At 65.9% G+C, this 25,890-nt stretch carries 23 protein-coding genes and 1 tRNA gene; 13 read left to right on the top strand and 11 right to left on the bottom strand.

Annotation, left to right across the window (positions count from 1 at the left end):
* Positions 1-259 precede the first annotated feature (259 nt).
* The 5 genes from G9408_RS08195 to G9408_RS08215 are packed head-to-tail and all read left to right on the top strand — an operon-like array spanning position 260 to position 4,786.
* Positions 260-1,012, top strand: coding sequence for an SDR family NAD(P)-dependent oxidoreductase (locus G9408_RS08195; RefSeq protein ID WP_168453569.1), 753 nt, complete (start codon positions 260-262; stop codon positions 1,010-1,012).
* Between the two features lie 31 nt (positions 1,013-1,043).
* On the top strand, positions 1,044-2,336 hold the full coding sequence (locus G9408_RS08200) for an acyl-CoA dehydrogenase family protein (protein ID WP_168453570.1): 1,293 nt from the start codon (positions 1,044-1,046) through the stop codon (positions 2,334-2,336).
* A gap of 25 nt (positions 2,337-2,361) precedes the next feature.
* Positions 2,362-2,829, top strand: a complete 468-nt coding sequence (locus G9408_RS08205) for a nuclear transport factor 2 family protein (RefSeq protein WP_168453571.1) — start codon at positions 2,362-2,364, stop codon at positions 2,827-2,829.
* Between the two features lie 8 nt (positions 2,830-2,837).
* On the top strand, positions 2,838-3,641 hold the full coding sequence (locus G9408_RS08210) for an alpha/beta fold hydrolase (protein WP_168453572.1): 804 nt from the start codon (positions 2,838-2,840) through the stop codon (positions 3,639-3,641).
* Positions 3,641-4,786: an oxidoreductase gene (locus G9408_RS08215; protein ID WP_168453573.1), complete on the top strand. Its 1,146-nt coding sequence runs from the start codon at positions 3,641-3,643 to the stop codon at positions 4,784-4,786. Before G9408_RS08210 ends, G9408_RS08215 begins: the two co-directional genes overlap by 1 nt.
* An 85-nt stretch (positions 4,787-4,871) precedes the next feature.
* On the opposite strand, the gene G9408_RS08220 is transcribed toward G9408_RS08215, so the two are convergent.
* Together G9408_RS08220 and G9408_RS08225 are read right to left on the bottom strand one after the other, a co-directional pair.
* On the bottom strand, positions 4,872-6,506 hold the full coding sequence (locus G9408_RS08220) for a sulfatase-like hydrolase/transferase (protein ID WP_168453574.1): 1,635 nt from the start codon (positions 6,504-6,506) through the stop codon (positions 4,872-4,874).
* A 13-nt stretch (positions 6,507-6,519) separates the two neighbouring features.
* Entirely contained in the window at positions 6,520-7,164 is a 645-nt protein-coding gene (locus G9408_RS08225; protein WP_168453575.1) for a hypothetical protein, read from the bottom strand.
* A 124-nt stretch (positions 7,165-7,288) separates the two neighbouring features.
* Between G9408_RS08225 and G9408_RS08230 the strand changes: the two genes are divergently transcribed.
* Together G9408_RS08230 and G9408_RS08235 are read left to right on the top strand one after the other, a co-directional pair.
* Positions 7,289-7,915 carry a TetR/AcrR family transcriptional regulator gene (locus G9408_RS08230; RefSeq protein ID WP_168453576.1) on the top strand — a complete coding sequence of 209 codons (627 nt, stop codon included), beginning with the start codon at positions 7,289-7,291 and terminating at the stop codon, positions 7,913-7,915.
* Positions 7,912-8,835, top strand: coding sequence for a formylglycine-generating enzyme family protein (locus G9408_RS08235; protein ID WP_210423294.1), 924 nt, complete (start codon positions 7,912-7,914; stop codon positions 8,833-8,835). Before G9408_RS08230 ends, G9408_RS08235 begins: the two co-directional genes overlap by 4 nt.
* 218 nt (positions 8,836-9,053) lie before the next feature.
* On the opposite strand, the gene G9408_RS08240 is transcribed toward G9408_RS08235, so the two are convergent.
* From G9408_RS08240 to G9408_RS08260, 5 genes are all read right to left on the bottom strand, one after another.
* On the bottom strand, positions 9,054-10,874 hold the full coding sequence (locus G9408_RS08240; RefSeq protein WP_328804419.1) for an arylsulfatase: 1,821 nt from the start codon (positions 10,872-10,874) through the stop codon (positions 9,054-9,056).
* An 82-nt stretch (positions 10,875-10,956) separates the two neighbouring features.
* The gene (locus tag G9408_RS08245; protein WP_168453578.1) at positions 10,957-11,745 is read right to left on the bottom strand and encodes an enoyl-CoA hydratase/isomerase family protein; all 789 of its coding nucleotides are present in this window, start codon (positions 11,743-11,745) and stop codon (positions 10,957-10,959) included.
* The gene (locus G9408_RS08250) at positions 11,742-12,518 is read right to left on the bottom strand and encodes an SDR family NAD(P)-dependent oxidoreductase (RefSeq protein ID WP_168453579.1); all 777 of its coding nucleotides are present in this window, start codon (positions 12,516-12,518) and stop codon (positions 11,742-11,744) included. The genes G9408_RS08245 and G9408_RS08250 overlap by 4 nt, the downstream gene beginning before the upstream one ends.
* 454 nt (positions 12,519-12,972) lie before the next feature.
* Positions 12,973-13,047: transfer RNA gene (locus G9408_RS08255), tRNA-Gln, on the bottom strand.
* A gap of 56 nt (positions 13,048-13,103) precedes the next feature.
* Positions 13,104-14,189, bottom strand: a complete 1,086-nt coding sequence (locus G9408_RS08260; protein ID WP_168453580.1) for a branched-chain amino acid aminotransferase — start codon at positions 14,187-14,189, stop codon at positions 13,104-13,106.
* A gap of 78 nt (positions 14,190-14,267) precedes the next feature.
* Between G9408_RS08260 and G9408_RS08265 the strand changes: the two genes are divergently transcribed.
* Positions 14,268-14,780, top strand: coding sequence for a MarR family winged helix-turn-helix transcriptional regulator (locus G9408_RS08265; protein WP_168453581.1), 513 nt, complete (start codon positions 14,268-14,270; stop codon positions 14,778-14,780).
* Positions 14,781-14,878: 98 nt separating this feature from the next.
* Here the strand turns inward: G9408_RS08265 and proC are convergent, their stop codons facing one another.
* Positions 14,879-15,709 carry a pyrroline-5-carboxylate reductase gene (gene proC / locus G9408_RS08270; RefSeq protein WP_210423295.1) on the bottom strand — a complete coding sequence of 277 codons (831 nt, stop codon included), beginning with the start codon at positions 15,707-15,709 and terminating at the stop codon, positions 14,879-14,881.
* A 20-nt stretch (positions 15,710-15,729) separates the two neighbouring features.
* Positions 15,730-17,439 carry an alkaline phosphatase family protein gene (locus G9408_RS08275; RefSeq protein ID WP_328804420.1) on the bottom strand — a complete coding sequence of 570 codons (1,710 nt, stop codon included), beginning with the start codon at positions 17,437-17,439 and terminating at the stop codon, positions 15,730-15,732.
* A 67-nt stretch (positions 17,440-17,506) separates the two neighbouring features.
* Between G9408_RS08275 and G9408_RS08280 the strand changes: the two genes are divergently transcribed.
* The 5 genes from G9408_RS08280 to G9408_RS08300 all read left to right on the top strand — a co-directional run bounded on the left by G9408_RS08280 (position 17,507) and on the right by G9408_RS08300 (position 21,949).
* Positions 17,507-19,570: a protein-disulfide reductase DsbD family protein gene (locus G9408_RS08280; protein WP_168454072.1), complete on the top strand. Its 2,064-nt coding sequence runs from the start codon at positions 17,507-17,509 to the stop codon at positions 19,568-19,570.
* On the top strand, positions 19,570-20,310 hold the full coding sequence (locus G9408_RS08285) for a TlyA family RNA methyltransferase (protein ID WP_168453583.1): 741 nt from the start codon (positions 19,570-19,572) through the stop codon (positions 20,308-20,310). The genes G9408_RS08280 and G9408_RS08285 overlap by 1 nt, the downstream gene beginning before the upstream one ends.
* A 61-nt stretch (positions 20,311-20,371) precedes the next feature.
* Entirely contained in the window at positions 20,372-20,923 is a 552-nt protein-coding gene (locus G9408_RS08290) for a TspO/MBR family protein (protein WP_168453584.1), read from the top strand.
* A gap of 38 nt (positions 20,924-20,961) precedes the next feature.
* Positions 20,962-21,303: an accessory factor UbiK family protein gene (locus G9408_RS08295; RefSeq protein WP_168453585.1), complete on the top strand. Its 342-nt coding sequence runs from the start codon at positions 20,962-20,964 to the stop codon at positions 21,301-21,303.
* 139 nt (positions 21,304-21,442) lie between these two features.
* Entirely contained in the window at positions 21,443-21,949 is a 507-nt protein-coding gene (locus G9408_RS08300; protein ID WP_120215507.1) for a type III secretion system chaperone family protein, read from the top strand.
* A gap of 111 nt (positions 21,950-22,060) precedes the next feature.
* On the opposite strand, the gene G9408_RS08305 is transcribed toward G9408_RS08300, so the two are convergent.
* Complete coding sequence (locus tag G9408_RS08305) at positions 22,061-23,014, bottom strand: right-handed parallel beta-helix repeat-containing protein (RefSeq protein WP_168453586.1); 954 nt, start codon at positions 23,012-23,014, stop codon at positions 22,061-22,063.
* Positions 23,015-23,216: 202 nt separating this feature from the next.
* The gene (gene metH / locus G9408_RS08310) at positions 23,217-25,838 is read right to left on the bottom strand and encodes a methionine synthase (RefSeq protein ID WP_168453587.1); all 2,622 of its coding nucleotides are present in this window, start codon (positions 25,836-25,838) and stop codon (positions 23,217-23,219) included.
* Positions 25,839-25,890 lie beyond the last annotated feature (52 nt).

A 25,890-nucleotide genomic window follows, 5' to 3' on the forward strand; every position in this document is an offset into this window, starting at 1 on the left:
GACGGGCGTATGATTTTCTCGCGAATGCGGTGTGCGAATTTCGCGAGTCACGCTCCGGGGAGCAGATTGACGCAGTTGCTTGCTTTCGACAAGCAAATTTTATCTCGACGCGTTTCCCGATCGGATATTGGAGGTATATATATCTGTTTTATAAGTGTAATTATATCATTCAGCTCGTGGGTGAATATTGTTGCTTGTTCTCATCTAGTAAGTGTGTAACAAGATTCGCAACGATAATGACGAGTTGGGAGAGTGTGGAATGGCAGGCCGGCTGAGCGGTAAGTCGGCGTTGATCTCGGGCGGCGCGAGCGGCCTGGGCGAAGCGCAAGCGATCCTTTATGCGCGCGAAGGCGCTTCGGTGTTGATCGGCGACGTGCAAGCAGAAAAGGGGCATGCGGTCGTCGCCGCGATCGAAAGCGAAGGCGGCACGGCGGCCTTTATCCATCTCGACGTGAGCGATGCCGAAAATTGGGCCAAAGCCGTTGCCGATGCCGTTGCGCGGTTCGGCAAGCTGACGACCTTGGTCAACAACGCCGGCATCTTTCACCCCGGCGGGATCGTCGACGAAACACAGCAAGGCTGGGACCGCATGATCGCGATCAACCAGACCGCGGTCTTTCTGGGCATGAAAGCCGCCGCGCCAGCGCTGCTCGCGTCGGGCAATGCGGCGATTGTCAACATCAGCTCGCTTTACGGCCTGATCGGCAGTCCGAACGCGATTTCCTACCACGCCTCGAAGGCTGCGGTGCGGGTTATGGGCAAGGCCGGGGCGCTCGAATTCGCCAAGCAGGGTATTCGGGTCAACACGATCTTCCCCGGCCAGATCAAGACGCCGATCCTGGGCGACATCACCCCCGAACAGGACGCCGCCATCAAGGCATCGATCCCGATGGGCGTCGTCGGCGACCCGATGGATATCGCCTACGCCAGCCTGTACCTCGCCTCCGACGAAGCCAAATATGTGTCGGGTGCCGAACTGTGGGTCGATGGCGCCTGGTACGCGGGGCAATGATCGTGGCGGCGCGCGAAGGGATGAACCGCTGATGGCTTGGGATTTTTCGACCGACCCCGAATTTCAGGCTCAACTCGACTGGATGGCCGCGTTCGTGCGCGCGGAGGTCGAGCCGCTCGACCTCGTATTTCGCGGGCCAGCAGACCCATTTGATCCGGCTGGCAAGGCGCGCAAGATCATGCGTCCGCTCCAGCAAATCGTCAAAGAGCGAGGCCTATGGGCCTGTCATCTTGGCCCGGAACTTGGCGGCGCGGGATTCGGCCAGGTAAAGCTTGGCCTCATGAACGAAATCCTCGGACGAAGCAGGTTTGCTCCGGTGGTGTTCGGAACGCAGGCGCCCGACACAGGCAATGCCGAGATCCTTGCCCGCTTCGGCACGGCAGAGCAGAAGGCGAAATATCTCCAGCCGCTGCTCGATGGCGAAATCGTCTCCTGCTATTCGATGACCGAACCGCAGGCCGGCGCCGATCCCGGCGAATTCACCTGCCGGGCGCGGCTCGACGGCGACGAATGGGTGATCGACGGCGAAAAATGGTTCGCCAGCCACGCGTGCATCGCCGAATTCCTGATCGTCATGGTCATCACCGATCCGGACGTTCCGGTGCATCACGGGTCGACCATGCTGATCGTCCCGCACGACACGCCGGGGTTGGAAATCGTGCGCAACACCGCGGTGGGACCGAAGGACGAGATCGGCAGCGGCGTCCACGGCTATCTGCGCTTCACCGACTGCCGCGTGCCGGAGGCGAGCCGCCTCGGCCCGGTCGGCGAGGGATTCAAGGTCGCGCAATCACGTTTGGGCGGCGGCCGCATTCATCATGCGATGCGCACCGTCGGCATGCTCAACAAGGCGATGGACTATATGACCGAGCGCGTCGTTAGCCGCACCACCAAGGGCGAACGGCTGGCCGACAAGCAGATGGTCCAGGAAAAAATCGCCGACAGCTATACGCAGATCCTGCAATTCCGGCTGCACGTACTCTACGCCGCCTGGCTGCTCGACCGCGATCAGGCTTATACCCGACCCGTTCGGCGCGAGATCAGCGCGATCAAGGCAGCGATGCCCGGGGTGCTGAAGGACGTCGTCTATCGCGCGCTCCATCTTCACGGCTCGCTCGGCATGTCGAACGAAACCCCGCTGATGGATATGTGGCAATATGTCCCCGAAATGGGGATCGTCGACGGCCCGACCGAGGTCCACAAGGTCGGCGTCGCCAAGGACATCCTGCGCGACGTCGTCCCGTTCGATGGCCCCTTCCCCAGCTATCATGTGCCGACGCGGCTTGCCACGGCGCGCGCGAAATTTGCCGCCTACCTTGACTGATGCGCTGCGGCGCAAGGAGCCCGAGATGACCGAAGCCACCGACCTTGAACAGCGTCTCGACCGTGTCGAAAGCCGCTTTGCCATGCACGATCTGGTCAGCGATTATTGCCATGGTTTCGACAAGCGCGACTGGGACCGCTTCAGCGCGATCTGGTGGCCCGACGCGGTGTGGGACATCGGCCCGCCCTTCGGCAAGTTCGAAGGCAGCGACGGCATCGCGCATGTCACCAAGGATATTCTCTGGCCCGCCTGGCTCGCGTCGAGCCACTTCACCACCAATCTTGTGATCACCTTCGACAGCGATGACCGCGCGACCGGCGTGTGCGATGTCGATTGCATCGGCACGACTGCCGACGAACAGGCGCAAACGGTGAGTGCGAGCTATTTCGACATATTTGAGCGGCGTGGCGGGGTGTGGAAGATCGCGCACCGCAAGGTGAAGATGTATCACTTCAACCCGCTGCCCGGCGTCACCTTGTCGCCCCCCGCATAGGAGCATTTATGGCCTATCTCGACACCGACGACGGCGGGCGCGTCTATTATGAACATCACCGCGCGGCCAAATTGCCGACCGTGCTGATCCACGGCTGGGGCATGTCGGGCGACTATTGGGCATCGGCGGTCGAAGCGTTGATGGCGGGCGGGCATGGCGCGATGGTCGTCGATCACCGCGGCTGTGGCCGTTCCGATCGCGACTTTGCCGACATGTCGATCGATGCGATCGCGCGCGATGTCGCGGCGATCGTCGAGCGCTGCGGCGCATCGCGCGTCGTGCTCAACGGCTGGTCGCTCGGCGGCGCGGTTGCCGTCGCCGCGGCCGAATTGCTGGGCGATCGCGTCGCAGGCCTGATCCTGACCTGTGGCGCATCGCCGCGTTATGTGCAGGGTGACGGCTTTCCGCATGGCGGCCTGCCCGAAGACGTGCTCGGCATCGGCGCTGCGATCACCGCCGACCGCCCCGGCTTTTTCCGCGCCCTCGCCGAGGGCGCCTCGGGCGAAGGCGCGAGCGAGGCGATGATCGGCTGGGTCGAGCGCGGCTTCCTCGCCACCGGCCCGCGCGCGAGCGAGACGCTGGCCGGGCTGGCAACGCTCGACCAGCGCGACCTGCTCGCGTCCTTCGCCTTTCCCGTGCTATCGATCGGCGGCTCCAAGGATAGCATCGCCGATCCGGCGATCGCCGGTTTCGCCGCAAACTGCGCCGCGAACGGCACGCTGCTCACGATGGACACCGGTCACTCGCCGCAACTGGAAAATCCGTCCGCCTATAATGAGGCGCTGCTCGACTTCGTGAGGACGCTTGCCTGATGACCACCGCACCGCTCGATGATCTCGCCGCCCTGCTCGCCCCGCTCCACGCCCCCTTCACGTGCAAGTCGCTGAAGGCACCGAACCGTTTCTGCATGGCGCCCATGTCGCGCTATTTCGCGCCCGGCGGGGTGCTGACCGACGACGGTGCCGAATATTACCGCCGCCGTGCTGCAGCCGGGATCGGCACGATCATTACCGAAGGGACGGGCGTCGCCATCGACCATACGGTGGCCGCGGACACCGTGCCGCTTTTCGCGGGCGACGAACCACTTGCGGGTTGGCAGGCCGCGGTTGATGCCGTCCATGCCGAAGGCGGCATGTTTGTCCCGCAATTGTGGCACGTCGGTGGCTGCATCGATTTCAACTATCCCGACGCACCACATGCCGAGTTGGTCAGCCCGTCGGGTTTTGCCGGTCCCGACGTTCCCGGTGGCCGCGCGATGACCGACCGCGATATCGCCGACACCATCGCCGCCTTTGCCGAATCGGCGCGGGCGGCCAAAGCGATTGGCTGCGATGCGATCGAGCTGCATGGCGCGCATGGCTATATTTTCGACCAGTTTTTCTGGGACAGGACCAACCTGCGCAGCGATCGCTATGGCGGCCCCGACATCGCCGACCGCGCCACCTTCGCCGCCGAGGTGATCGCGGCGTGCCGCGCCGCGGTTGGCGACGATTTCGCGATCATTTTCCGCGTGTCGCAGTGGAAGACCTATGATTATGACGTGAAGCTCGCGCGCGACCCCGACGAGATGCATCGCTGGCTCGACCCGCTGGCGCGCGCCGGGGTCGACATCTTCCACGCTTCGCAGCGCCGCTTCTGGGAGCCCGAATATGCGGGCGATCCCAAGAATCTGGGCGGGTGGATCAAGGAAGTGACCGGAAAGCCGGTGATCACCGTCGGATCGATCGGGATGGACCGCGACCTGATGCAGGACTTTGTCGAGGGCATTTCATCGCCGATGCTCGGGCGCCTGGAGGATCTGGTCGCGATGTTCGAACGCGGCGAATTCGACCTCGTCGCGCTTGGCCGCGTTCTCCTTGCCGATCCCAATTGGTTGGAGAAGGTCGAACAGCGCCGCATCGATGAGCTGACGCCTTATGACCGCGCGACCGCGCTTCAGCAGTATGAGCATGGTTGAAACGACCCGCATAAGGTCGGCATAGCCCATACGGACGGATTGCAGTCCGGCGCTGGCCTTCACGATTTGGCCCGCGCCAGCCCGCTCAGTTGGCCCAGTAGATATAGTCCTGCCCGTCGCGCCACGGCGCGTTCAGCGGCACGTCGATGCGCACCGGGCCCTCGATCAGGCCCGGCCAGATCGGTTTCGCCATGCCCTTGTTCTGCGCCTCGATCAGCGCGCGCAGCGCCGCGACGCGCTGCGGGTCGCTCGCGGCGAGATCCTTTTGTTCGGTCGGATCCGTCGCGAGATTGTAGAGCCGCGCCTTTTCGGGGCGCTTGGTCACCTGCAATTTCCAGTCGCCCGCACGCACCGCGCGGTAATCGCCCGACCGCCAGAACATCGCGGCACGGCTGGCCGGACCCGCGAGGATATTCTCGCTGTCGATGGTCCGGTCGCGCGGCACCGCGGCGCCCGCCGCCGCCGCAATCGTCGAAAAGATGTCGAGATGGCCGGTCACGTCGGCGCGCTGTGTTCCGGGTGCGATGCCGCCCGGCCAGCGCATGAACAGGGGCGTGCGGATGCCGCCTTCGAAAAAGGTCGCCTTCCAGCCGCGGAAAGGCGCGTTCAGCCGCTCGATCCCGTTATACCACGCGCCGCCATTGTCGCTGGTGAAGATGACGAGCGTATCGTCATCGATCCCCTGTTCCTTCAGCTTGGCCATGACGTCGCCGATCCGCCGATCGAGCTGGGCGATCATGGCGCCATAGACGCGCGTCTTGTGATCCTTGATCTGCGACAACCGGTCATAATCGGCCTTGGTCGCCTGCAATGGCGTGTGCGGCGCGTTGAACGCGAGGTACAGGAAGAAAGGTCGATTGCGGTTCGCTTCGATCGTCTTCATCGCCTCCTCGGCGAAATAGTCGGTCATATGGCCGCGCGGGTAAAAGCGCTTGCTGCTGTTGAAGGTCACCGCGTGGCGCAGATTGGCCCACAGGAAGCGGTCGATCGGATCCCATGGCAGTTTGGCATTGACGACCCCGGGATCATCCTCGCGCATGAACATCGCGCCGCCCGCCAGCACGGCGAGGCTTTCGTCGAAACCCTGCGCCTCCGGCCGCAACGCGGGCGCTTCGCCCAGATGCCATTTGCCGATGTGCAGCGTGTGGTACCCCGCCGCCTTCACCGCTTCGGCAATCGTCACCTCGCTCGCGGGAACCCCCATATCGGGATAGTCGGGGATGTCGGGGGCGATCAGATCCTTGTGAAAAATCGCCTTTAGCGGCCCGACGCCTTCGCCATGCGCCAAATTTTCGGCGAACTGGACCGGCACCGCGGTAAATTCGAAGCCGAAGCGCGTCGGATAGCGCCCCGTCATCATCGCGGCGCGCGAGGGCGAGCAGGTGGCGTTGGCGGCATAGGCGGTGGTGAAATTCACCCCCTCGCGCGCCAAGGCGTCGATGTTCGGCGTCTTGACGATCCCGCCCGCGACGCCGCCGCCGTTCAGGCTGATGTCGTTATAGCCAAGGTCATCGGCGACGATCAGGATGATGTTGGGCGGGCGCTTGCCCGCAGGTGGCGTCGCCGGTCCCTGCTGCCACGCGACCGGCTGGTTCGGCTGCACCGGGTCGCGCCAGTCCTGCAGGATGCCGGGCAGGCGGTATTTGTTCGACTCGAATGCGAAATAGCCGCCGACACCCAGCGCCGCGATAGCCCCCAATGCGATCCATCTTTTCTTCATGGCAACCCCCACCCTATCCAGTCGTCAGCACGGCGATGTGCGCCAATGCCGCCAGCAACCCCAGCAGCAGCCCCATGGTGACCCGCGGGCTGGCGTAAAAAGCGATCTGCCGCTGGGTCGGGAACGAAAAGGTCGTCGCGATTCCCAGCAGCTTGGCCGGATGCGCCGCGCGGAATGCCGGATCGCTTGCCATGCGGATCAGGTCGCGCCGACTGCGGTATCGCATCGTGCCGACCAGCGACCAGCCCGGATCGTCCGGCGTGTTCCACGCGTCGATATAGCCCCCGACCTTGCGCCCCACGAACAATGGATGCCCGCCGCGCGCGATCAGCCCGCGGACGAAGGGGTCGGAATAGCGCCGCAGCCATTCGCTGCCCTCGCGCGTTTCGCCGCTGTCCGGATCGGTGACCGGCCCGGCGCGCGTGCCGACCAGATTGACCATCACGAACTCGCGCCCGTCATCCGCCTCGAGAAAGGCGCGCAGCCGCGCCGCGTCGTTGCCCGTTTCGGCCATGCGCGGCCCCAGCGTCGCGAGGAAGGCGTCAATCTCTTCGCGGCGAAGCGGGCGACGGATGCCGTCGTAGAAAAGCAGGAAGGCGAGCCACAGCAGCAGCGCCGCAGCCCATATGCCCGCTATGGTCGCCCCCTGCCCGGCCATCGATCCCGCCTCCCCATTGCGCCGAAACTTATGACACTATATGTGTCACTTTATTCGTTGCGGCGCAAGACCGATCGCGACGCGGGCATTGACCCCGGCGTCAAGCTGGGCCAGCGGAGAAGCCATGACCAAGGCGACGAGCAAATCGACGGCGACAAAGGCGGGGTCCGCGCGGGTCGACGGCCGACGCGAACGCGGCCGGTCGAGCCACAAGCGGATCGTCGAGGCGATGATGGAGCTGATCGTCGGCGGCGACCTGGCGCCGAGCGCGGCGCGCGTGGCCGAGGAGGCCGGAATCGGGCTGCGCACCGTGTTTCGCCATTTCGACGACATGGACGCGCTCTATGCCGAAATCACCGCGACGATCACCGAACAGGTGATGCCGATCGTCAGCGCGCCCTATCCCGACCAAGACTGGCGCGCCAATGTTCGCGACCTGGTGCGCCGCCGCGTCCGCGTGTTCGAAACGACCCTGCCCTTTCGCCTCGCGGCCAATATCAAGCGGTACCAGTCGCCGTTCCTGATGGGGCAATATGGCAAGGTGGTGATGCTGGAGCGCGAGCTGCTGCTGCGCCTGCTGCCCGGCGACGTCCTGACCGACCGGATCGGGGTCGAGGCGCTGTGCGCGGCGCTGTCGTTCCAGAACTGGCGCGTGCTGCGCCACGATCAAGGGCTGTCGGCGGAAGAAGCCGGGACGGTGATGATGCACATGGCCGAAACGCTGATGGCGACGATCGGGGACTCGGCTTGAAGCGCCGCGCGGCGGCGGCGCTGCCGATCGTGGCGCTGGGCGCGCTGGCGGGGTGCGGGACCGCGGTGGACGATCCGCCCGCCAAGACTGCCACTCGCGAATGTCCGGCGATGCCCGCCGAGGATTATGTGTGGATCCCCGGCGCGACCTTCACCATGGGCGCCGATGCGCGGCTGCCCGAAGAGGGGCCGCCGCGCGAGGTTCGCGTCGCGGGCTTCTGGATGGCGACGCACGAGGTGACCAATGCGGAGTTCACCGCCTTCGTCAAGGCGACCGGATACAAGACCCTCGCCGAGCGCGACCCGCCGCCGCTGCCGGGCGCGCCGCCCGACATGCTGGTCCCCGGCGGCGCGGTGTTCACCGCGCCGACCGATGGAAACCCCAACTGGTGGCGCTGGGTCGTCGGCGCCGAGTGGCGCCATCCCGCCGGACCCGGCACCGCGATCGACGGGAAAGACCGCGAGCCGGTGGTGCAGATCGGTTATGACGACGCGCTCGCCTATGCGCGCTGGGCGGGCAAGGCGCTGCCGAGCGAAGAGCAATGGGAACTGGCGGCGGCGACCGGCGGGGCGGATCGCCATGTCCCGGTCGACGCGGCGGGCAAGCCGCAGGCGAATTATTACCAAGGCGCCTTTCCGGCACGCGACCTTGGCACCGACGGCTTCACCGGCCGCGCGCCGGTTGCCTGCTTTCCCGCGGACGAGCACGGCGTCCACGACCTGATCGGCAATGTGTGGGAATGGACGACCAGCAAGGCGGGGGGCGAGAGCAATGTCATCAAGGGCGGCAGTTTCCTGTGCGCCGCCAATTATTGCGCCCGCTATCGCCCCGCGGCGCGGCAGTTTCAGGAACGCAGCCTGGGCACCGACCATATCGGGTTTCGGCTGATCGATACGGCGCGTCCGGCGCCGACGGGGTAGGTGTCCGACAAAGCAGTGACCGGTTGCGACCGGAAGTGGCCATACCACTATCGTCATCCCGGCGAAGGCCGGGATCTCGCCGGTGCGGTAAACCGATAGGGTGAGATCCCGGCCTTCGCCGGGATGACAAATAAGGGAACGTCGGGAATCCACCCCAAAGCTGACGACCGCGTACACAACTTGAATTATCCCCGCCGTCACCGACATCCGCGCCAACGCTACCGCCGCGCCCTCCGCCGCCGCCAGCCCCAGACCAAGAACGCCAGCGCCAGCAAGCCGCCGCCCAGCCACAGCGCCGCCTTGATCGCGCGCTTGCGGCCCTGCTGCTGCCACGCGTAGGCGTTGATCTGTTCGTTGGCGGTGTAGCCCGCGGGCATGTCGAGCACGCCGTTCGCCTTGGCATAGGCGCGGTAGTCGGCGAGCATCGCGGCGAAGCGTTCGGGCTGCGCCGCCGCCAGGTCGCGTGTCTCGCCCGGATCGCTCTTGAGGTCGAACAACCGCCATTTTCCGTCGCCCGTCGGCGCCAGATTACGGACGAGCTTATAGTCGCCCTTGAACAGCGCCGCATTGCCCGACAGTTCGTAGCCGAGCGGGGTGTCGCCATGGACGCTGTCGGTTGCGCCGGTCAGCATCGGGACGAGGCTGCGGCCCGTCACCGGCTCGACGTCCTTGCCCTGCCAGCGGCCGCCATGGCCAGCGACCCCGGCGAGTTCGGTCAGCGTCGGCAGGATGTCGGAGACATGCGCCAGCCCGTGGCGGATCGCGCCCGGCTGCACCTGTTTGTTCCCCGGCCAGGTGACAATCAGCGGGACGCGCAGCCCGCCCTCGGTCGCGCTAAACTTGTATCCCGACAAAGGCGAGGCGGCGGCGCTCGCCCAGCCGGGTCCGATCGCGCTGAAGCTGCCGCGGCGCCCGATATTGGCGGTCGACAGGTCATATTGCATGTCGAGGAACAGCCGGTTGCGCAGGCTGGCGAACGGGTTGGTCGGCTCGGCGCCATTGTCCGACAGGAACACGAAGATCGTGTTCTCATAGTCGCCGGTGGCCTTCAGATGCGCGACCAGCCGCCCGACCTCGCGGTCCATCGCGGTCGCCATCCCGGCATAGGCCTGCATCACCCGCACCGCGGCGGCGCGTTCGTCGGCGTCCAGCTTTTGCCAATCGGCGGTCGTCGGCATCGTGACGATCGGTACGCCCGCGGGGACAATGCCGAGCGCGGCGGCGCGCTTCGCCCGCGCGGCGCGCAGCGCGGTCCAGCCGTCCTTGTACAGCGCGGCATAGCGGGCAATGTCGCTGTCGGGCGCCTGCACCGGGATATGATTGGCGAGGAAGTTGATCGAGGCGAGGAAGGGTTTGCCGCTCGCGCGGTCGGCCTCGACATAATCGATCATCTTCTGGACGACGAAGCGCGAAGAATAATAATCCTTCGGCAGCGTCGCGGGTTTGCCATTTTCGGTCCACGCGGCGGTGTCGTACAGCCCCTCGATCGGGCGCTGCTCGAAATTGTCGGCGCCCGCATCGGCGAGGCTATAGGCCCGGTCGTAACCGCGCGCGTGCGGCAGCCGCGTGGTGTCGCTGCCGAGGTGCCATTTGCCGGTAAAATAAGTGCGATAGCCCGCCGCCTTCAACAGCTGGGCAACCGTCACCACGCGGTGGTTCATCACCGTGTCGTATCCAGGCTGGCCGCGATGTTCGTCGGGGATGGTTTCGGGCATGTTGCCGAGCCCGTTGCGGTGGTTCATCACCCCGGTCTGGAGCATCGCCCGCGTCGGCGAGCAGGATCCCGCGACATGGAAATTGGTGAAGCGCGTGCCCGCATAGGCGAGCGCGTCGAGGTTGGGGGTCGCAAACTCGGCGCCGAATGCTCCGACATCGGTAAAGCCCCAGTCGTCGGCGAGCAGGATGACGATATTGGGCTGGCGCGCCGGCGTCTTTTCGGGCTGCGCCTGTACCGGCGCGGCCAGCAGCAGCGCGGCGCCAAAAATGATGGCAGTACGCCGGAACCGGCCCTTGCGACCCGGCACGTTGGTGGTCCTCACGCGCACTGCCATCGCCCCCTCCCCATGGGATAATGGCACTTACTATGCCAATATATCGGCGAGTCAAGCTGGGGCGGTAGGCCTAGCGTTCGCGATACTCGGGCGCGCGCTTCTCGAGAAAGGCAGCGAGCGCTTCGCGGTGATCTTCGGTCGCCGACAGGATGACCTGCTGGCGATCCTCGATCGCCATCGCGGCGTCGAGGCTCTGCGCATCGATGTTGAGGTTGAGCGCCTGTTTCGACAGCCGCAGGCCATAGGGGCTGGTTGCGAGCATCTCGTCGGCGAGCGCGAGGCCGCGACCCAGCAGCGCGTCTGCATCGACGATCTCGCTGACCAGCCCGGCGCGCAGCGCGCGCTCGGCGTCGATGAAGCGCCCGGTCAGGATCATCTCCGCCGCGAGGCTGGCGCCGACCAGCCGCGGCAGGAAATAGCTCGACGCCATGTCGCAACCGCCGAGCCCGATGCGGATATAGGCGGCGTTGCAGCGAAAATCGGGAGTGGCGTAGCGCACGTCCGACGCAAGGAGCAACGACAGCCCGCCCCCGCACGCCGCGCCATGGCCGAGCGCGATGATCGGCTGCGGACAGGCGCGCATCTTGCGGTAGATATTACCAATCGCGGTCTGGGTGCGCAGCGTGCGCAGCACCGGAGTTTCGTCCGACGACCGATCCTCCTGAATGTCGAGCCCGGCGCAAAAGCCGCGCCCCGCGCCGCGCAGGATGACGACGCGGACGTCCCGGCGATCGGCCAGCCCGCCGAAATAGGCGTTGAGCTCGTCGACCAGCCCTTCGCTGAGCGCGTTGAGCCGGTCGGGGCGGTTGAGCGTCGCGATCTCGACCGCGCCGCGCGCTTCGATGAGCAGCTCGTTCACAGCGTCTGTCCGTCGTCGATGGTAAAGACGCTGCCGGTAATCCCCACCGCCGCGTCGGAACAGAGCAGCAGCAAGGGGGCGTGCAAGTCGCTGGGCGGGCGCATCCGCTGGCGCGGGAAGCTTTTGACCATCGCGGCGCCAGTGTCGCTCTCGAACAATTCAGCGGTCATTTCGGATTCGAAATAGCCGGGCTGGATCACATTGACGCAAATCCCGCGCCGCGCCCATTCGCGCGCCAGCGCCTTGCCCAGATGGCGCACCGCGGCCTTGGTCGCGCCATAGACCGAGGTCGCGGGAAAGATTTTCTCGGCGGTGATCGACCCGATCAACACGATGCGGCCGTGCTGTTTGTCGCGGCTGCCCGCCTTGTCGAGCCGCTTGGCGCCTTCGTTCGCGGTCAGGAACACGCCGCGGACATTGGCGGCGAGCAGGAAATCCACCTCGTCGACCGATAGCCCCATCGCCATTTTTTCGGTGGCGACCCCGGCGTTGGCGACGATCGTATCGACGGTGCCGAAGGCAGCCTCGGCGGCGTCATAAGCGGCGATCGTCGAGGCCACGTCGGTGACGTCCATGCTGACCGCAATCGCCTGCCCGCCCGCGGCCTCGATCGCTGCGACCTGCTCGGCCAATTTGTCGGCGCGGCGCGCGGCGAGCACGACCTTGGCCCCTGCCGCCGCCAGTGCTTTCGCAAAGCCGGCGCCCAATCCGGACGAAGCGCCGGTGACGAGGGCCACCCGGCCCGACAGATCGAATTTCGGTTGTGCCGTCATCACCAACTCCTGTTGCTGTCCGCAGCATTGGCGCTGATTGACGTTAACGTCAACCTGCGCAGCCGAACCGATCGGGAGAACAAAAGGAGGTTGACGGCTGCCCGATGTTCTACTAATGTTCCTATGTGCACAACGAACCTGTTCCCCCGTCGCAGCTGCCAAGCGTGGCGGACGGGGGATAAAGGTTCCGCTTCACCTTTTTGGCAGATTCGCTCCGGTCAGCGGTTGACGCCGGGCCAGGGCCGAGGCGCCTGAACGGCAGCCGGCGACGAGCCCGGTAGCGAGAAGCGCAACATTCGGCCAAAATCGTAAAATTGCGCAGCGGCGACGACAGCGCGGCTGGCATTTTCGGCGGCATGATTTCCGCCGTCGTCGCGCAGTGCGCCAACCTGGTCGGAAGGCATCCCAGACATGGCGGTCAAATGACAAATCACGGGGGCAAGACCGCACCGGCTGGCTGGGGCGGCAGGATTCGAACCTGCGAATGGCGGCATCAAAAGCCGCTGCCTTACCACTTGGCGACGCCCCAACGGGCCGGTGCGAGCGCGCTCTATAGCGCCTCGGCTTGGGTTGGCAAGGCGGCGGTTAGAGCCGCGTCACCCAGCCATGCGGATCGGCGGCGCGGCCGCGCTGGATGTCGACCAATTTGTCTTTCAGCATCCCGGTCACCTGTCCGGGGCCACCGGCGCCAATCGTAAAGCTGGTCTGCCCGCGCGTGACCTTGCCCACCGGGGTCACCACCGCGGCAGTGCCGCAGGCAAAGCTTTCGGTGAGCTTGCCACTCTCCGCATCGGCCTGCCACTGGTCGATCGCATAGGGTTCCTCGCGGACCGTAAGGCCAGCGTCGCGCGCCAGCGTGATGATCGCGTCGCGGGTGATGCCGGGCAGGATCGTCCCGGTCAGCGGCGGGGTGACGATGCTGCCGTCGTCGAACACAAAGAACATGTTCATGCCGCCCAATTCCTCGATCCAGCGATGCTCGGCGGCGTCGAGGAAGACGACTTGGTCGTGCCCCTTGGCGATCGCCTCGCGCTGCGCGATCAGGCTGGAGGCGTAATTGCCGCCGCATTTGGCGGCGCCGGTGCCGCCGGGCGCGGCGCGGGTATAATCTTCCGACACCCACAGCGAGATCGCCGGGGCGCCCGATTTGAAATAATTGCCGACGGGCGAGGTGATGACAAGGAACTGATATTCGGCGGCGGGCTTCACCCCCAGGAACACCTCGCTCGCGAACATGAAGGGGCGGAGATAGAGCGCCCCGCCCTCGACGGGCGGGAACCAGGCGGCATCGGCGGCCACGGCTTCCTTGACCGCGGCGATGAACAGCTCCTCGGGCATTTCGGCCATCGCCATCCGGCGGGCGCTGGCGTTGAAGCGCGCGGCGTTGGCCTCGACGCGGAACAGCGCCATCGATCCGTCGTCGAGGCGGTACGCCTTCAGCCCCTCGAAAATTTCTTGCGCATAATGCAGCACCGCGGTCGCGGGATCGAGGGTCAGCGGCCCGCGCGGCATCACCTGCGCGTCGTGCCAGCCCTGCCCCTCCGTGTAGCGGATCGACACCATATGATCGGTAAAGACCCGCCCGAACGCCGGATCGGCGATCGCCGCCGCGCGTACATCGTCCGCAACGCGATTGGGGTGCGGCAGATGGGTGAAGGCGGGAGCGGACATGCGAAAACACCTATGGTCATGGGGTCGATGGAGCGCGCCTCTTGCCAAAGACCCGCGCGGCGCGCAACGGTAGTGACCATGGCTGAGGAAAATTTTCTTTCACAAGTACCCGCCGCATCTGCTCTTTTCTTGCGCGAAGACGAAGTGCGTCGCGGGATCGAATTTCTGTTTTTCGCGCATGCGTCGCTGTGGCGATCGATCGACGCACAGCTGGCCGAACAGGAATTGGGGCGCGCCCATTACCGCGCGCTGTATTTCATCGCGCGCCAGCCGGAGCTGACGATTTCGGACCTGCTGGCGCTGCTCGGGATCACCAAACAGTCGCTGGGCCGAGTGGTAAAGGAACTGGAAGCGCGCGCGATGTTGACGACGCGCCCGGGCAATCGCGACCGGCGGCAAAAGGAGCTACGGCTGACCGAGGCCGGACGCGCGATCGAAGCCGCTATCTTCGTGCTGCTGCGCGACACGATGAGCCGCGCCTATACGCACGCCGGGCAGCAGGCGGTGACCGGATTCTGGCACGTTAGTGAAGCGTTGGTTCCCGCGCGCGAGCGCAAACGCATTGTGGCGCTGGGGAAAGAGGCGGGGTAATCCGAAGCAGTCGCCCCGCGAAGGCGGCGGCCGCTAGCCGCCTATTCCTGCTCCGCTGCGTAAACCGACAGCGGCCCCCGCCTTCGCGGGGGCGACGGTTAGGATTCTCCTCGCGCCAGATCGGCGAGTTCGCGGCCGCGGTCGCGCGCCGCGCGCAGGACGTTAGTGAGCAATGCGGCGAGCTGTCCGTCGCTGTCGAGCACGTCGAGCCCGGCCTGCGTGGTGCCCCCCTTGCTCGCGACCTGCGCGATCAGCGTTCCCGGCTTTTCGCCGCTGTCGGCGAGCAGCGCGGTGGCGCCGCCAAAGGTTGCGGTCGCCAGCGCCAGCGCATCCTCCGCCGACAGACCCAGCCGCTCGCCCGCCGCCGCGTAGGATTCGATCAGCCGAAAGACGAAGGCGGGGCCGCTGCCGGTAAAGGCGGTGATCAGATCCATCGTCATATCATCGGCCAGCGTGACGGTCTGCCCCAGCGGATCGAGCAAGTCGGCGATCGCCGCATGATCGGCGTCGCCCAGCGTCGCGACTGCGCTGACCCCCGCGCCGATCCGCGCGGCCAGATTCGGCAGGATGCGGACGTGCGCGCGGGCGCCCGGAAAGCGCGCCGCCAGATCGGCGAGCGACACGCCCGCGAGGATCGAGAGCAGGTGCGTGTCCCCGGTGGCCAACGGCGCAAGGACATCGGCGACGTCGCCCAGTTGCTGGGGCTTCATGCCCAGCATGATCCAGTCGGCGGCGGCGCCCGCGGCCTGCCAGTCGGCCAGCGCCGCATATTGGACGATGCCGTCGCGCGGCGCCGCAAAGGGATCGACGATCGCCACCTGCGCGCGGTCAAACCCCGCCGCGAGCCAGCGATCGAGCATCGCTCCCGCCATATTGCCACAGCCGACCAGCAGCAACCGGCCGGAGAAGTTCCGCAAGTTCATCGTCATCTTCGTTTCTTTTCTTGTTCCTAACGGCAACTGCTGTCGGTACCTGACAACAGGTCGAGGCAGCGTCCGTCGATTTTCCCCGCATCGACCGGCAAACCGATCAGCGACGCCAGCGTCGGCAGGATGTCCACGGTCATCACCGCATTCGGCTGTTCAAAGCCCGTAAGCCCCTTGCGCCAGAACAGCATCGGGACGCGCCGGTCATAATCCCACACCGACCCGTGCGTCGCGACATAGCCGAGCCCCGATTCGGGAATCGGGGTGACGCGCGGTTTCAGCACCACCACAAAATCGCCCGAGCGGTCGGGGTGGAACGATGCGCGCAGCTTGTCGTGCAGGCTCCAGGTGTCGGGCGCGTGTTTCGAGATGGGCCGGTTCGCGAGTTCATCCGCGGTTATTACCGCCTCGATCTGCGGATGCGCGCGCAGCCGGGCCAAAATTTCGTCCTGCGCGGCCTTGCGCTGCGCCGGGGTCAGCGCTTTCGACAGATACATGTCGCCGAACGGGCCATCGCTATAGAGCAAGGGTTGCGGCAGGCCGAGCTTTTCGGCGACCGCCTTGCCCAGCGCGTCGGGGTCGAGCGCGCGATCGACGCGCTCGGCAGCGGGCCAGCCATTCTGGCGGTTGCGTTCGGGCATGTCGTGCCCGCCATGATCGGCGGTGAGCGCGACGGCATAGTCGATGCCGGTCGCGTCGAGCCGCGCAAAGAAATCGCCGAGTTCGCGGTCGAGCCCCATCATCTGAAGGCACATTTCGCTGCCCTCGGTTCCTGCGCCATGACCGACATAATCGGTCGCCGACAGGCCGACGATCAGCAGGTCGGTGCCGCTGCCCTCGCCCATCTTGCGAACCTGACGCAAGGCGGCGGCGGTCGCGAGCACCGCGCCGTCGGCTTCGGGCGAGGCCATGAAGCGGCGGAAGTCGCCCGCGTCGCGCGCCATCCGGCCCGTGCCGACGGTCGCGCCCTTGTCGCCGACGGGGATGGCGATGTCGTGCGCCGTGCAATCGGCGGGCAACGCCAGCCCCGGGCGCGGCTGCGCGATCGCGGCGGCGATCGCCGCACCAGCCTGCGCCGCGGTCGGCGACAGGGCGGTGCCGCGGTAGCTGGTGAGCCCGGTGGGCGCGAGCCACATCAGTTCGTCGGCCTGACGCCCGCCCATCATGATCGCCGCGCGATCCTTGCCCGCGACCGACACGACCTGCGCTTTCGGATCGCGCGCCTTCATCAGATCGCCGAGCGTCGGGACGAGCAGATGGTTCACCGACGGCGCATATTTGCCGCCGCCCGACGCGGTGCCGGGGACGCTTTCGTCCTCGGCGCAATAGACACGCTTGTCTTCGCGCGCGACCGACAGGTCGAAATAATTATTGGCGACGATCCCGGCGCGACCGGGGTGGCTGCCGGTAAGGATGGTCGCGTGGCCGGGGCAGGTTTCGGTGGCGCCATGCGCCTGATAGCCCGACGGAAACACGACCCCCGATGCCAGCCGCGCGAGGCCGCCGGTGAATTTGCCGCGATATTCGGCGAACAGATCGGCCGAAAGCTGGTCGACCGCGACCATCACGATCAGCTTTGGCGGCGGCGTCGCGGCGGTGACCTTTGGAGCGGGCGGCGCTGAATTTTGCGCGAGAACGGTGGTGGCGCTACCGATGCAGAGGGTGGCGGCGAGAGCGATTTTGAGATGTTTCAGCGTCACGAGCGGCGTCTCCGTCAGGCAGGGTGTCAGCACGGGCTGTCCTGTCGGCGAAAGCCGCCTATATGGCAAGCCTCGACAGATGGATGACAGCGGAACGGGCATGGATCGCGGCAACGACCTTTTTGTGACAAGGCTGTGGCAATCGGTGCTGGTGATGCTGGCGCTCGCGCTGCTCGCGGTCAGCCCCGCGCAGGCGCAAACGACGCATATCCAGCCAAAGCTGGTTGCCGAAACCGCCGCGCCCGCGCCGGGCGGAACGACGACGCTGGCGCTCACCATGACCCCCGACAAGGGCTGGCACGGTTATTGGATCAACGGCGGCGACGCCGGGTTCGGGCTGTCGGTCGAATGGAATCTGCCCGAGGGCGTGACGGTGGCGCCGCTGCGTTATCCGGTGCCCGAGCCGCTGATCCTGTTCGGCATGATGAACCATGTATACGAGCATCCCTATGCGCTGCTCGCCGAGGTAAAAGTGGACGAAAGTGTCGCGCAGGGGAGCGACCTGACCCTGTCGGGGGTCGCCAATTGGCTGGCCTGTACCGACAAGGTTTGCGTGCCGGAAAAGGCGGTGATTTCGGTCGCGCTAAAGGCGGGCGACGGCGCCGTTGCTGCCGCGACGCAGGCGCGCTTCGACACGTGGCGGGCGCTGCTGCCGCAGCCGCTCGATCGCAGCGGGACTTGGGAGCGGCGCGGCGAGATGGTGCGCTTTGCCATTCCCCTGCCCGCCGGGTCGGCGCTCGACGCGCCCTATCTGTTCGCCGAGACGCAAAATCTGGTCGATTACGCCGCGCCGCAAACTTTCAGCCGCAATGGCGATTTCATCATCGTCGAGACGCGCGCCAAGGGCGAGGCGAGCGGGCCGGTGGCGGCGCTGCTCAAGTTGGGCGACGGGCGCGGGCTTGCGGTGCAGTTCGAACCGGGCGCGGTCCCCGCCGCGGGCGAGGCGATTGCAGGCCCGACGGACGCGATCGACATGAGGCTGTTCTGGACCGCGCTCGGCGGGGCGATCCTCGGCGGGTTGATCCTCAATCTGATGCCCTGCGTCTTTCCGATCCTGAGCCTCAAGGCGCTGAGCCTTGCACGCTCGGGCGGCGACGCGCGGTCGGCGAGGATCGAGGCGCTCGCTTACACCGCGGGCGCGATCGTCACCGCGCTGTTGCTCGGAGCGGCGCTGCTCGCGCTGCGCGCGGCGGGCGAGCAGGTCGGCTGGGCGTTCCAGTTGCAGCATCCGGTCAGCGTCCTCGCGCTCCTGATCCTCGCGATTGCGATCACGCTCAACCTGCTGGGTGCTTATGAGCTGCCGTCGTTCGGCGGCGGGCAGGCGCTGGCGGGCAAGGAGGGCGCAGCGGGCGGTTTCTGGACCGGGGCGCTCGCCGCCTTTGTCGCGACGCCGTGCAGCGGGCCGCTGCTCGGCGCCGCGCTCGGGGCGACGCTCGTGCTGCCCGCATGGGCGGCACTGCCGATCTTTGGCGGCCTTGGACTCGGCCTTGCCCTGCCCTTTCTCGCGGTCGGCTTCGTTCCGGCGCTGAGAAACCGGCTGCCCAAGCCGGGGCCATGGATGGCCAAATTCCGGAAATGGATGGCGCTGCCGATGGGGCTGACCGCGCTCGCGCTCAGCTGGCTGCTGTGGCGGCAATTGGGCAGCGGGTCGCAGCTGATCTGGCCGATCGTCGCGGTCGCGATGGCGCTGGTACTGCTCACCCATTATGGCGCGATGCAGCGCGGCGACCGACGGTCTTGGCTGCTGATCGCGGCGGGCGCGCTCTTTGTCGTCGGTCTCGGCGGCACGGTGACGGAGGTTGCCGACGCCGAACGCACGGCGACGTCGAGCGGATCGACCTTCACCCCCGATGCGCTCGCCAAGGCGCGCGCAACGGGCAAGCCGGTGTTCGTCTATTTCACCGCCGACTGGTGCCTGTCGTGCAAGGCGAACGAGGCGGGCGCGATCAACCGCGCGGCGGTGCAGACGGCGTTCGACAAGGCGGGCGTCGTCACGCTGGTCGGCGACTGGACCAATGGCAATCCGGTCATCACGCGGACGCTGGCCGAACATGGCCGCAACAGCGTGCCGCTGTACCTGTGGTATGTTCCGGGGGCGCCGCAGCCCGAAATCCTGCCGCAGATATTGACGCCGGGGATGCTGACGGAATTGGCGGAACGCTGATGGCGAAGGTTCGCGCCGACCAGTTGCTCGTCGATCGCGGCCTCGCCGAGAGCCGGACGCGCGCGCAGGCGCTGATCCTTGCCGGGCTCGCCTTTGTCGGCGACCGCAAGATCGACAAGGCGGGGCAGCAGGTTGCCGATGACGCCGATGTGAGCGTCAAGGGGCGCGACCATCCCTGGGTGTCGCGCGGCGGGATCAAGCTCGACCATGCGCTGACCCACCTCGGCTGGGACGTGACGGGCGCGGTGGCGATCGATGTCGGGTCGTCGACCGGCGGCTTTACCGACGTGCTGCTGAGCCGCGGCGCGGCGCGCGTCTATGCGGTCGATTCGGGGACGAACCAGCTGGCATGGAAGCTGCGCCAGGACGACCGCGTCATCGTCCACGAGCAGACGAGCGCGCGCGTCCTGACGCCGGCCCACATCCCCGAACCGATCGACCTGATCGTCTGCGACGCGAGCTTCATCGCGCTGGCCAAGGTGCTGCCGGTGCCGATGTCGTTCGCCAAGCCCGGCGCGCGCATCGTCGCCTTGATCAAGCCGCAGTTCGAGGCCGAACGGCACGAGGTGGGCAAGAAGGGGGTCGTGCGCGACGCCGCGGTCCACGCGCGGGTGTGTGCGGCGGCGCGCGATTGGCTGGAACAGAATGGCTGGACGGTCGTTGAAACGGTCGAAAGCCCGATCACCGGACCGGAGGGTAATGTCGAATTTCTGATCGCCGCGGTCAAAGCTGCCGCTTGACGCCAGCCCCGCCCGCCGCGACACCCTTAAGCAGCCGATTCCCGCGCAAAGGACCATGTGCATGACCGAGATCGCTACCCCGGGACAACTTCGAATGTCGTACCTTCGCTGGGCAATGGTGACCGTCCCCGCGATCGTCCTGATCGGCAGCCTCATGGGGGTGCTGTCGAACAGCGGTTATGGCAATCGCTGGTTCGCCGCGCTCGACCTGCCCGACATCACCCCGCCGGGATGGGTGTTCGGGGTTGTCTGGCCGATCCTTTACATCATGCTCGGGCTGGCGCTGGCGATGATCCTGCATGCGCGCGGCGCGAAGGGGCGCGGGCTGGCGCTGACCTTGTTCTTTGTCCAGCTGATCGCCAATTTCGCCTGGTCGCCGCTGTTCTTTGGCCAATATCAGGTGACGGCGGCGCTCTATCTGATCCTCTTCATCCTGCTGACGACGATCGCCACCGCCTTTGCCTTTGCCCCGATCCGCAAGGCGGCGGCGTGGCTGCTCGTGCCCTATATGGTGTGGCTGAGCTTTGCCGCGATCCTGAATTTCCAGATCGACCAGCGCAACCCCGACGCCGAAACCCTTGTCCCCGCCGCCGCCAGCACCCAAATAGGGTGACGGCAAGGGACTGAGACGTCCGATAAAGGAATTTTGAGATGCAGAGCGAAAACCGCTTTTTCGACGATCTGGCCAAGATGGTGAACGGCGTGGCCGGAACCGTCGCCGGCGCCGGCCGTGAGGCCGAGGCCGCGATGCGCGAGCGCGCCAAGGAATGGGTCGGCCGGATGGATTTCGTCAGCCGCGAAGAATTTGAAGCGGTGAAGCAGATGGCGGCAACCGCGCGCGCCGAGACCGAAGCGCTGAAGGCGCGGCTCGACAAGCTGGAACGTGCGGCGAAGCCTGCGGCAGCAGCGAAAGCGGCGGCCAAGCCTGCTGCTGCGCCGAAGCCTGCCGCGAAGCCCGCTGCGGCGAAACCGGCGCAAAAGCCCAAAAGCTGATTGCGTCATCCCGGCGCAGGCCGGGATCTCGACCGCGCATCCTGACGCACCGGCGAGACCCCGGCCTTCGCCGGGGTGACGGTTGATTGGTGAGTGGTACGGACTCGCTACTCCGCCAAACACCCGCTAAAGCGCCCCCATGAGCGACGATATTTACGACGATGACGACGGCCAAGACGCCGCGCCGATGGACATGCTGGCGTCCTATTTTGCCGCGCATGACTGGCCGCACGAAATGGTCGGCGAGGACGAGATCGTCGCGACCGCGCAGGGCAGCTGGACCGCCTATGAACTGCGTGCAGTGTGGCGCGCCGACGATGGCGTCATCCAGCTGCTCGCCTTCCCCGACATCCGCGTCGTCGAGGAAAAACGCGCCGTGGCGCACGAAGCGCTGGCGCTGATCAACGAACAATTGTGGCTCGGGCATTTCGAGCTGTGGTCGAACAGCGGGACTATATTGTTCCGGCACGGGATGTTGCTGGGCAGCGATGGTTCGCTGGCGCTCGACATGACCGAGACGCTGATCGAAAGCGCGATCGACGAATGCGAGCGCTTTTACCCGGTGTTCCAGTTCGTGCTGTGGGGCGGCAAGTCGCCCGCCGAGGCGTTGGCGGCTTCGCTGATCGAAACGCGGGGCGAGGCGTAAAGCCCTAATCCTCAACCGTTCGTGTCGAGCGAAGTCGAGACACGTTGAGGTCGTGCATTGCCTCGCGTGTCTCGACTTCGCTCGACACGAACGGATTTGGGAAGTCTGGGCTCAGCGTTTCTCGAACCGCGTCAGCCCCGCGCCCAGCTCATTCGCCCCGATCGCCAACGCCTCGCCGCTCCAGTCGGCAACGAACACCGACTTGCGCCCGATACCGGCGGGCAGGCTGGCGCGGTTGCCGACGATCGACAGGCCGCGCGACGGATTTTTGCGCTCCTCGGCGGCGACAGCGATCAGCGCCGAATAATTTTCCTTGTCCTTGCCCTGCACGAACATGTTGTTCGCGATCCGGCCGACCGACCCCGACGGCAGGTCGATCATGTAATTGGTGCCGGTGCCCTGCGTATCGTCGAAACTATTGTCATTGATGTCGACCGCGATCGCGCGGGTTTTCAGATAATGGCCGCCGCTGCCCTTTTCGAAGCGCGTCCGCGTGACGACGACCTTGCCGTAAATGCCGGTGTAAACGCTGTGCGCGCAGCTGAGGCCGCGGTCGCAGCGACCAAGGCGCGAGAAGGTCGAGCGGTCGATGGTCAGCGTGGCTTCGGGATCGTCGGCGGTCAAAATCCCCTGCTCGCTATTGCGGAACATCGCGTTGACGATGGCGAGGTCGCTCGTTTCCAGCCGGATGCCCGCACCATTGCCGTCGGGGACGCGCATGTTCTGGAAAACCAGCCCGTCGACCCGCGCGCCTGCGCCGCGCAGCACCAGCGCCGCCTTGCCCTCGCAGGTGACGCCGTCAAAGATCGCGCGACCGGGTTCGGCGGCGACAAAGGCGATGCGGCCCGCGGTCTGCACCGCGCAGTCGCGGTGATAGCCGGAGGCGATGCGGATCGTCCCCTCGCCATCGCCGATCGCATCGACGGCGTCCTGGAGCCGGTTGAAACCGCGGCCATCGACGCTGTAGGGCGCGCCGCCGGTCTGCGCGGGGAGCGGCGCCGGGGCGAGGAGAAGCGGCAAGGCGAGGAGCGGCAGCAGGGGCCGACGGAAGAATGACTTGAGCATGGGTCGGCCATAGCGGCTTTTACGGCGACAGTCGTTGGCGAAGCTGGTTAATCCTCGGCGTGTCCTGTTGTCGGACAGCCTAATATCCAATCGTTACACTGGTGCGTCCCCGCGAAGGCGGGGACCCATCACCTGCCGGTTCGAGATGGCACCGACCGGAGATGGGCCCCTGCCTTCGCAGGGGCACGCGAGTTTCAACCGCTCAATCCAAATTGGGCCGCAGCCAACGCGTCGCGGTTTCCAGATCGACGCCACGGCGGCGCGCATAATCCTCCAGCTGGTCGCTGCCGATCCGCGCGACGCCGAAATACTGGCTTTCGGGGTGGCCGAAATAAAAGCCGCTGACCGCTGCGGTCGGCAGCATCGCGAAGCTTTCGGTCAGTACCAGCCCGGCATTTTCCTCCGCCGCGAGCAGTTCGAACAGGATCGGCTTCAGGCTGTGGTCGGGACAGGCGGGATAGCCCGGCGCCGGGCGGATACCGCGATATTCCTCCTTGATCAGCGCCTCGTTGGTCAGCTGTTCGCCCGGGGCATAGCCCCACAGCGTCGTGCGGACATGCTGGTGCAGCCGCTCGGCAAAGGCTTCGGCGAAGCGGTCGGCAAGCGCCTTGAGCAAGATGTCGGAATAATCATCCTTGTCGGCGCGGAAGCGTTCGGAAAAGGGCTCGATGCCGTGGATGCCGACGGCGAAGCCGCCGATCCAGTCGCCCGCCGGATCGATGAAGTCGGCGAGACACATATTGGCGCGGTCGCGGCTCTTCTTGATCTGCTGGCGCAGGAAGGGGAGCGTGACATGACGTTCTTCCTCGGCGAGGTGGATCGTCACATCGTCGCCGTCGCGCGCGCAGGGCCAGAAGGCGCAGACCCCGCGCGCGGTCAGCCATTTCTCGGCGATCAGCTTGTCGAGCATCGCATCGGCATCGGCCTTCAGCGCGCGCGCCGTTTCGCCGACCACCTCGTCGTCGAGGATCGACGGATAGGTGCCGTGCAGTTCCCAAGCGCGGAAAAAGGGCGTCCAGTCGAAACATTCGCGCAGATCGTCGAGCGACCAGTCGTCGAAGCGGTGCAAGCCGGGCTGGAGCGGCGGCGCGGGTTTGTCGCTCAAATAGGCGTCGTAGTAATTGGCGCGTGCTTCCTCGAGCGTGTGGAGGACGCTCTGCCCCTTGCCCGCGCGCACGTCGCGGATATGCTCATAATCGTCCTTATACCCCTGCACATAGGCGTCGCGCCCGGTGTCGCTCACGAGCGCGGTCGCGACGCCGACCGCGCGGCTGGCGTCGAGGACGTGGAGCACCGGCCCCTTGTACGCCGGGTCGATGCGCAGCGCGGTGTGGACTTTCGACGTCGTCGCGCCGCCGATCAGCAGCGGCATGGTCATGCCGGCGCGTTGCATCTCCTCGGCCACCGTCACCATTTCGTCGAGCGAGGGGGTGATGAGGCCCGACAGGCCGATCATGTCGGCGTCATTTTCGTTCGCCGCCTCCAGGATTTTCGACCATGGGACCATGACGCCCAAGTCGACGATCTCGAAGCCGTTACATTGCAGCACGACGCCGACGATATTCTTGCCGATGTCGTGGACGTCGCCCTTGACGGTCGCCATCACGACCTTGCCCTTGCCCTTCGCCCCGGGTTCCTTCGCCGCTTCGATGAAGGGGAGCAGGTGCGCGACCGCCTTTTTCATCACGCGCGCCGATTTCACCACCTGCGGCAGGAACATCTTGCCCGATCCGAACAGGTCGCCGACGACGTTCATCCCGTCCATCAGCGGACCTTCGATGACTTCGATCGGGCGGTCCATCTGCTGCCGCATCTCTTCGGTATCATCGACGATATGCGCGTCGATGCCCTTGACCAGCGCATGTTCGAGCCGCTTCGCGACCTCCCAGCCGCGCCATTCCTCGGCGGCCTTTTCCTGCGCGGCAGTGGTGCCCTTGTAGCGTTCGGCGAGCGCGATCAGCCGTTCGGTCGGGCTGAGGTCCTCCCCTTCGACCTTGCGATTGAGGATCACATCCTCGCACGCGGTGCGCAGTTCGGGGTCGATCGTGTCATACACGTCGAGCTGGCCCGCGTTGACGATCGCCATGTCGAGCCCGGCGGGGATCGCGTGATAAAGGAAGACGCTGTGCATCGCGCGGCGCACCGTCTCGTTGCCGCGGAAACCGAACGACAGGTTTGACAGACCGCCCGAGAAGTGGACGTGCGGGCAGCGGACGCGGATTTCCTTCACCGCCTCGATGAAGTCGACCGCATAATTGTCATGTTCTTCCAGCCCGGTGGCGACCGCGAAGATATTGGGGTCGAAGATGATGTCCTCGGGCGGAAAGCCGATGGTCATCAGCAGTTTGTAGGCGCGCTCGCAAATCTCGATCTTGCGCTCTTTCGTGTCGGCCTGACCGACCTCGTCGAACGCCATCACAACGACCGCGGCGCCGTACGCCATACATTTGCGGGCATGGTCGAGGAACTGCGCTTCGCCCTCTTTCATGCTGATCGAATTGACGATCGGCTTGCCGGGCACGCATTTCAGCCCCGCTTCGATGACGCTCCATTTCGAGCTGTCGATCATCACCGGCACCCGCGCGATGTCGGGTTCGGCGGCGATGAGCTTCAGAAAGGTCGTCATCGCATATTCGGCGTCGAGCAGGCCTTCGTCCATGTTGACGTCGATGACCTGCGCGCCATTCTCGACCTGCTGGCGCGCGACCTCGACCGCCGCGGTGTAATCGTCGGCGAGGATCAGCTTCTTGAACGCGGCGGAACCGGTGACGTTGGTGCGTTCGCCGATGTTGACGAAGTTGGAGGAGGCGGTGGTTTCGGTCATCTTATGCTTTCAAGCCCCTCCCCTTCAGGGGAGGGGTTGGGGTGGGGGTCGC

This window comes from Sphingopyxis microcysteis, from assembly GCF_012274265.1.
Classification (GTDB): Bacteria; Pseudomonadota; Alphaproteobacteria; order Sphingomonadales; family Sphingomonadaceae; genus Sphingopyxis; species Sphingopyxis microcysteis.

Excerpts from the sequence above, each read along its gene's own strand:
- G9408_RS08210 (WP_168453572.1), top strand. The coding sequence starts at position 2,838 with ATGGCCTATCTCGACACCGACGACGGCGGGCGCGTCTATTATGAACAT.
- G9408_RS08230 (WP_168453576.1), top strand. The coding sequence starts at position 7,289 with ATGACCAAGGCGACGAGCAAATCGACGGCGACAAAGGCGGGGTCCGCG.
- metH (WP_168453587.1), bottom strand. The coding sequence starts at position 25,838 with ATGACCGAAACCACCGCCTCCTCCAACTTCGTCAACATCGGCGAACGC.
- G9408_RS08205 (WP_168453571.1), top strand. The coding sequence starts at position 2,362 with ATGACCGAAGCCACCGACCTTGAACAGCGTCTCGACCGTGTCGAAAGC.
- proC (WP_210423295.1), bottom strand. The coding sequence starts at position 15,709 with ATGACGATGAACTTGCGGAACTTCTCCGGCCGGTTGCTGCTGGTCGGC.
- G9408_RS08285 (WP_168453583.1), top strand. The coding sequence starts at position 19,570 with ATGGCGAAGGTTCGCGCCGACCAGTTGCTCGTCGATCGCGGCCTCGCC.
- G9408_RS08220 (WP_168453574.1), bottom strand. The coding sequence starts at position 6,506 with ATGAAGAAAAGATGGATCGCATTGGGGGCTATCGCGGCGCTGGGTGTC.
- G9408_RS08200 (WP_168453570.1), top strand. The coding sequence starts at position 1,044 with ATGGCTTGGGATTTTTCGACCGACCCCGAATTTCAGGCTCAACTCGAC.
- G9408_RS08195 (WP_168453569.1), top strand. The coding sequence starts at position 260 with ATGGCAGGCCGGCTGAGCGGTAAGTCGGCGTTGATCTCGGGCGGCGCG.
- G9408_RS08225 (WP_168453575.1), bottom strand. The coding sequence starts at position 7,164 with ATGGCCGGGCAGGGGGCGACCATAGCGGGCATATGGGCTGCGGCGCTG.
- G9408_RS08300 (WP_120215507.1), top strand. The coding sequence starts at position 21,443 with ATGAGCGACGATATTTACGACGATGACGACGGCCAAGACGCCGCGCCG.
- G9408_RS08280 (WP_168454072.1), top strand. The coding sequence starts at position 17,507 with ATGGATCGCGGCAACGACCTTTTTGTGACAAGGCTGTGGCAATCGGTG.
- G9408_RS08305 (WP_168453586.1), bottom strand. The coding sequence starts at position 23,014 with ATGCTCAAGTCATTCTTCCGTCGGCCCCTGCTGCCGCTCCTCGCCTTG.
- G9408_RS08265 (WP_168453581.1), top strand. The coding sequence starts at position 14,268 with ATGGCTGAGGAAAATTTTCTTTCACAAGTACCCGCCGCATCTGCTCTT.
- G9408_RS08295 (WP_168453585.1), top strand. The coding sequence starts at position 20,962 with ATGCAGAGCGAAAACCGCTTTTTCGACGATCTGGCCAAGATGGTGAAC.
- G9408_RS08290 (WP_168453584.1), top strand. The coding sequence starts at position 20,372 with ATGACCGAGATCGCTACCCCGGGACAACTTCGAATGTCGTACCTTCGC.
- G9408_RS08215 (WP_168453573.1), top strand. The coding sequence starts at position 3,641 with ATGACCACCGCACCGCTCGATGATCTCGCCGCCCTGCTCGCCCCGCTC.
- G9408_RS08260 (WP_168453580.1), bottom strand. The coding sequence starts at position 14,189 with ATGTCCGCTCCCGCCTTCACCCATCTGCCGCACCCCAATCGCGTTGCG.
- G9408_RS08250 (WP_168453579.1), bottom strand. The coding sequence starts at position 12,518 with ATGACGGCACAACCGAAATTCGATCTGTCGGGCCGGGTGGCCCTCGTC.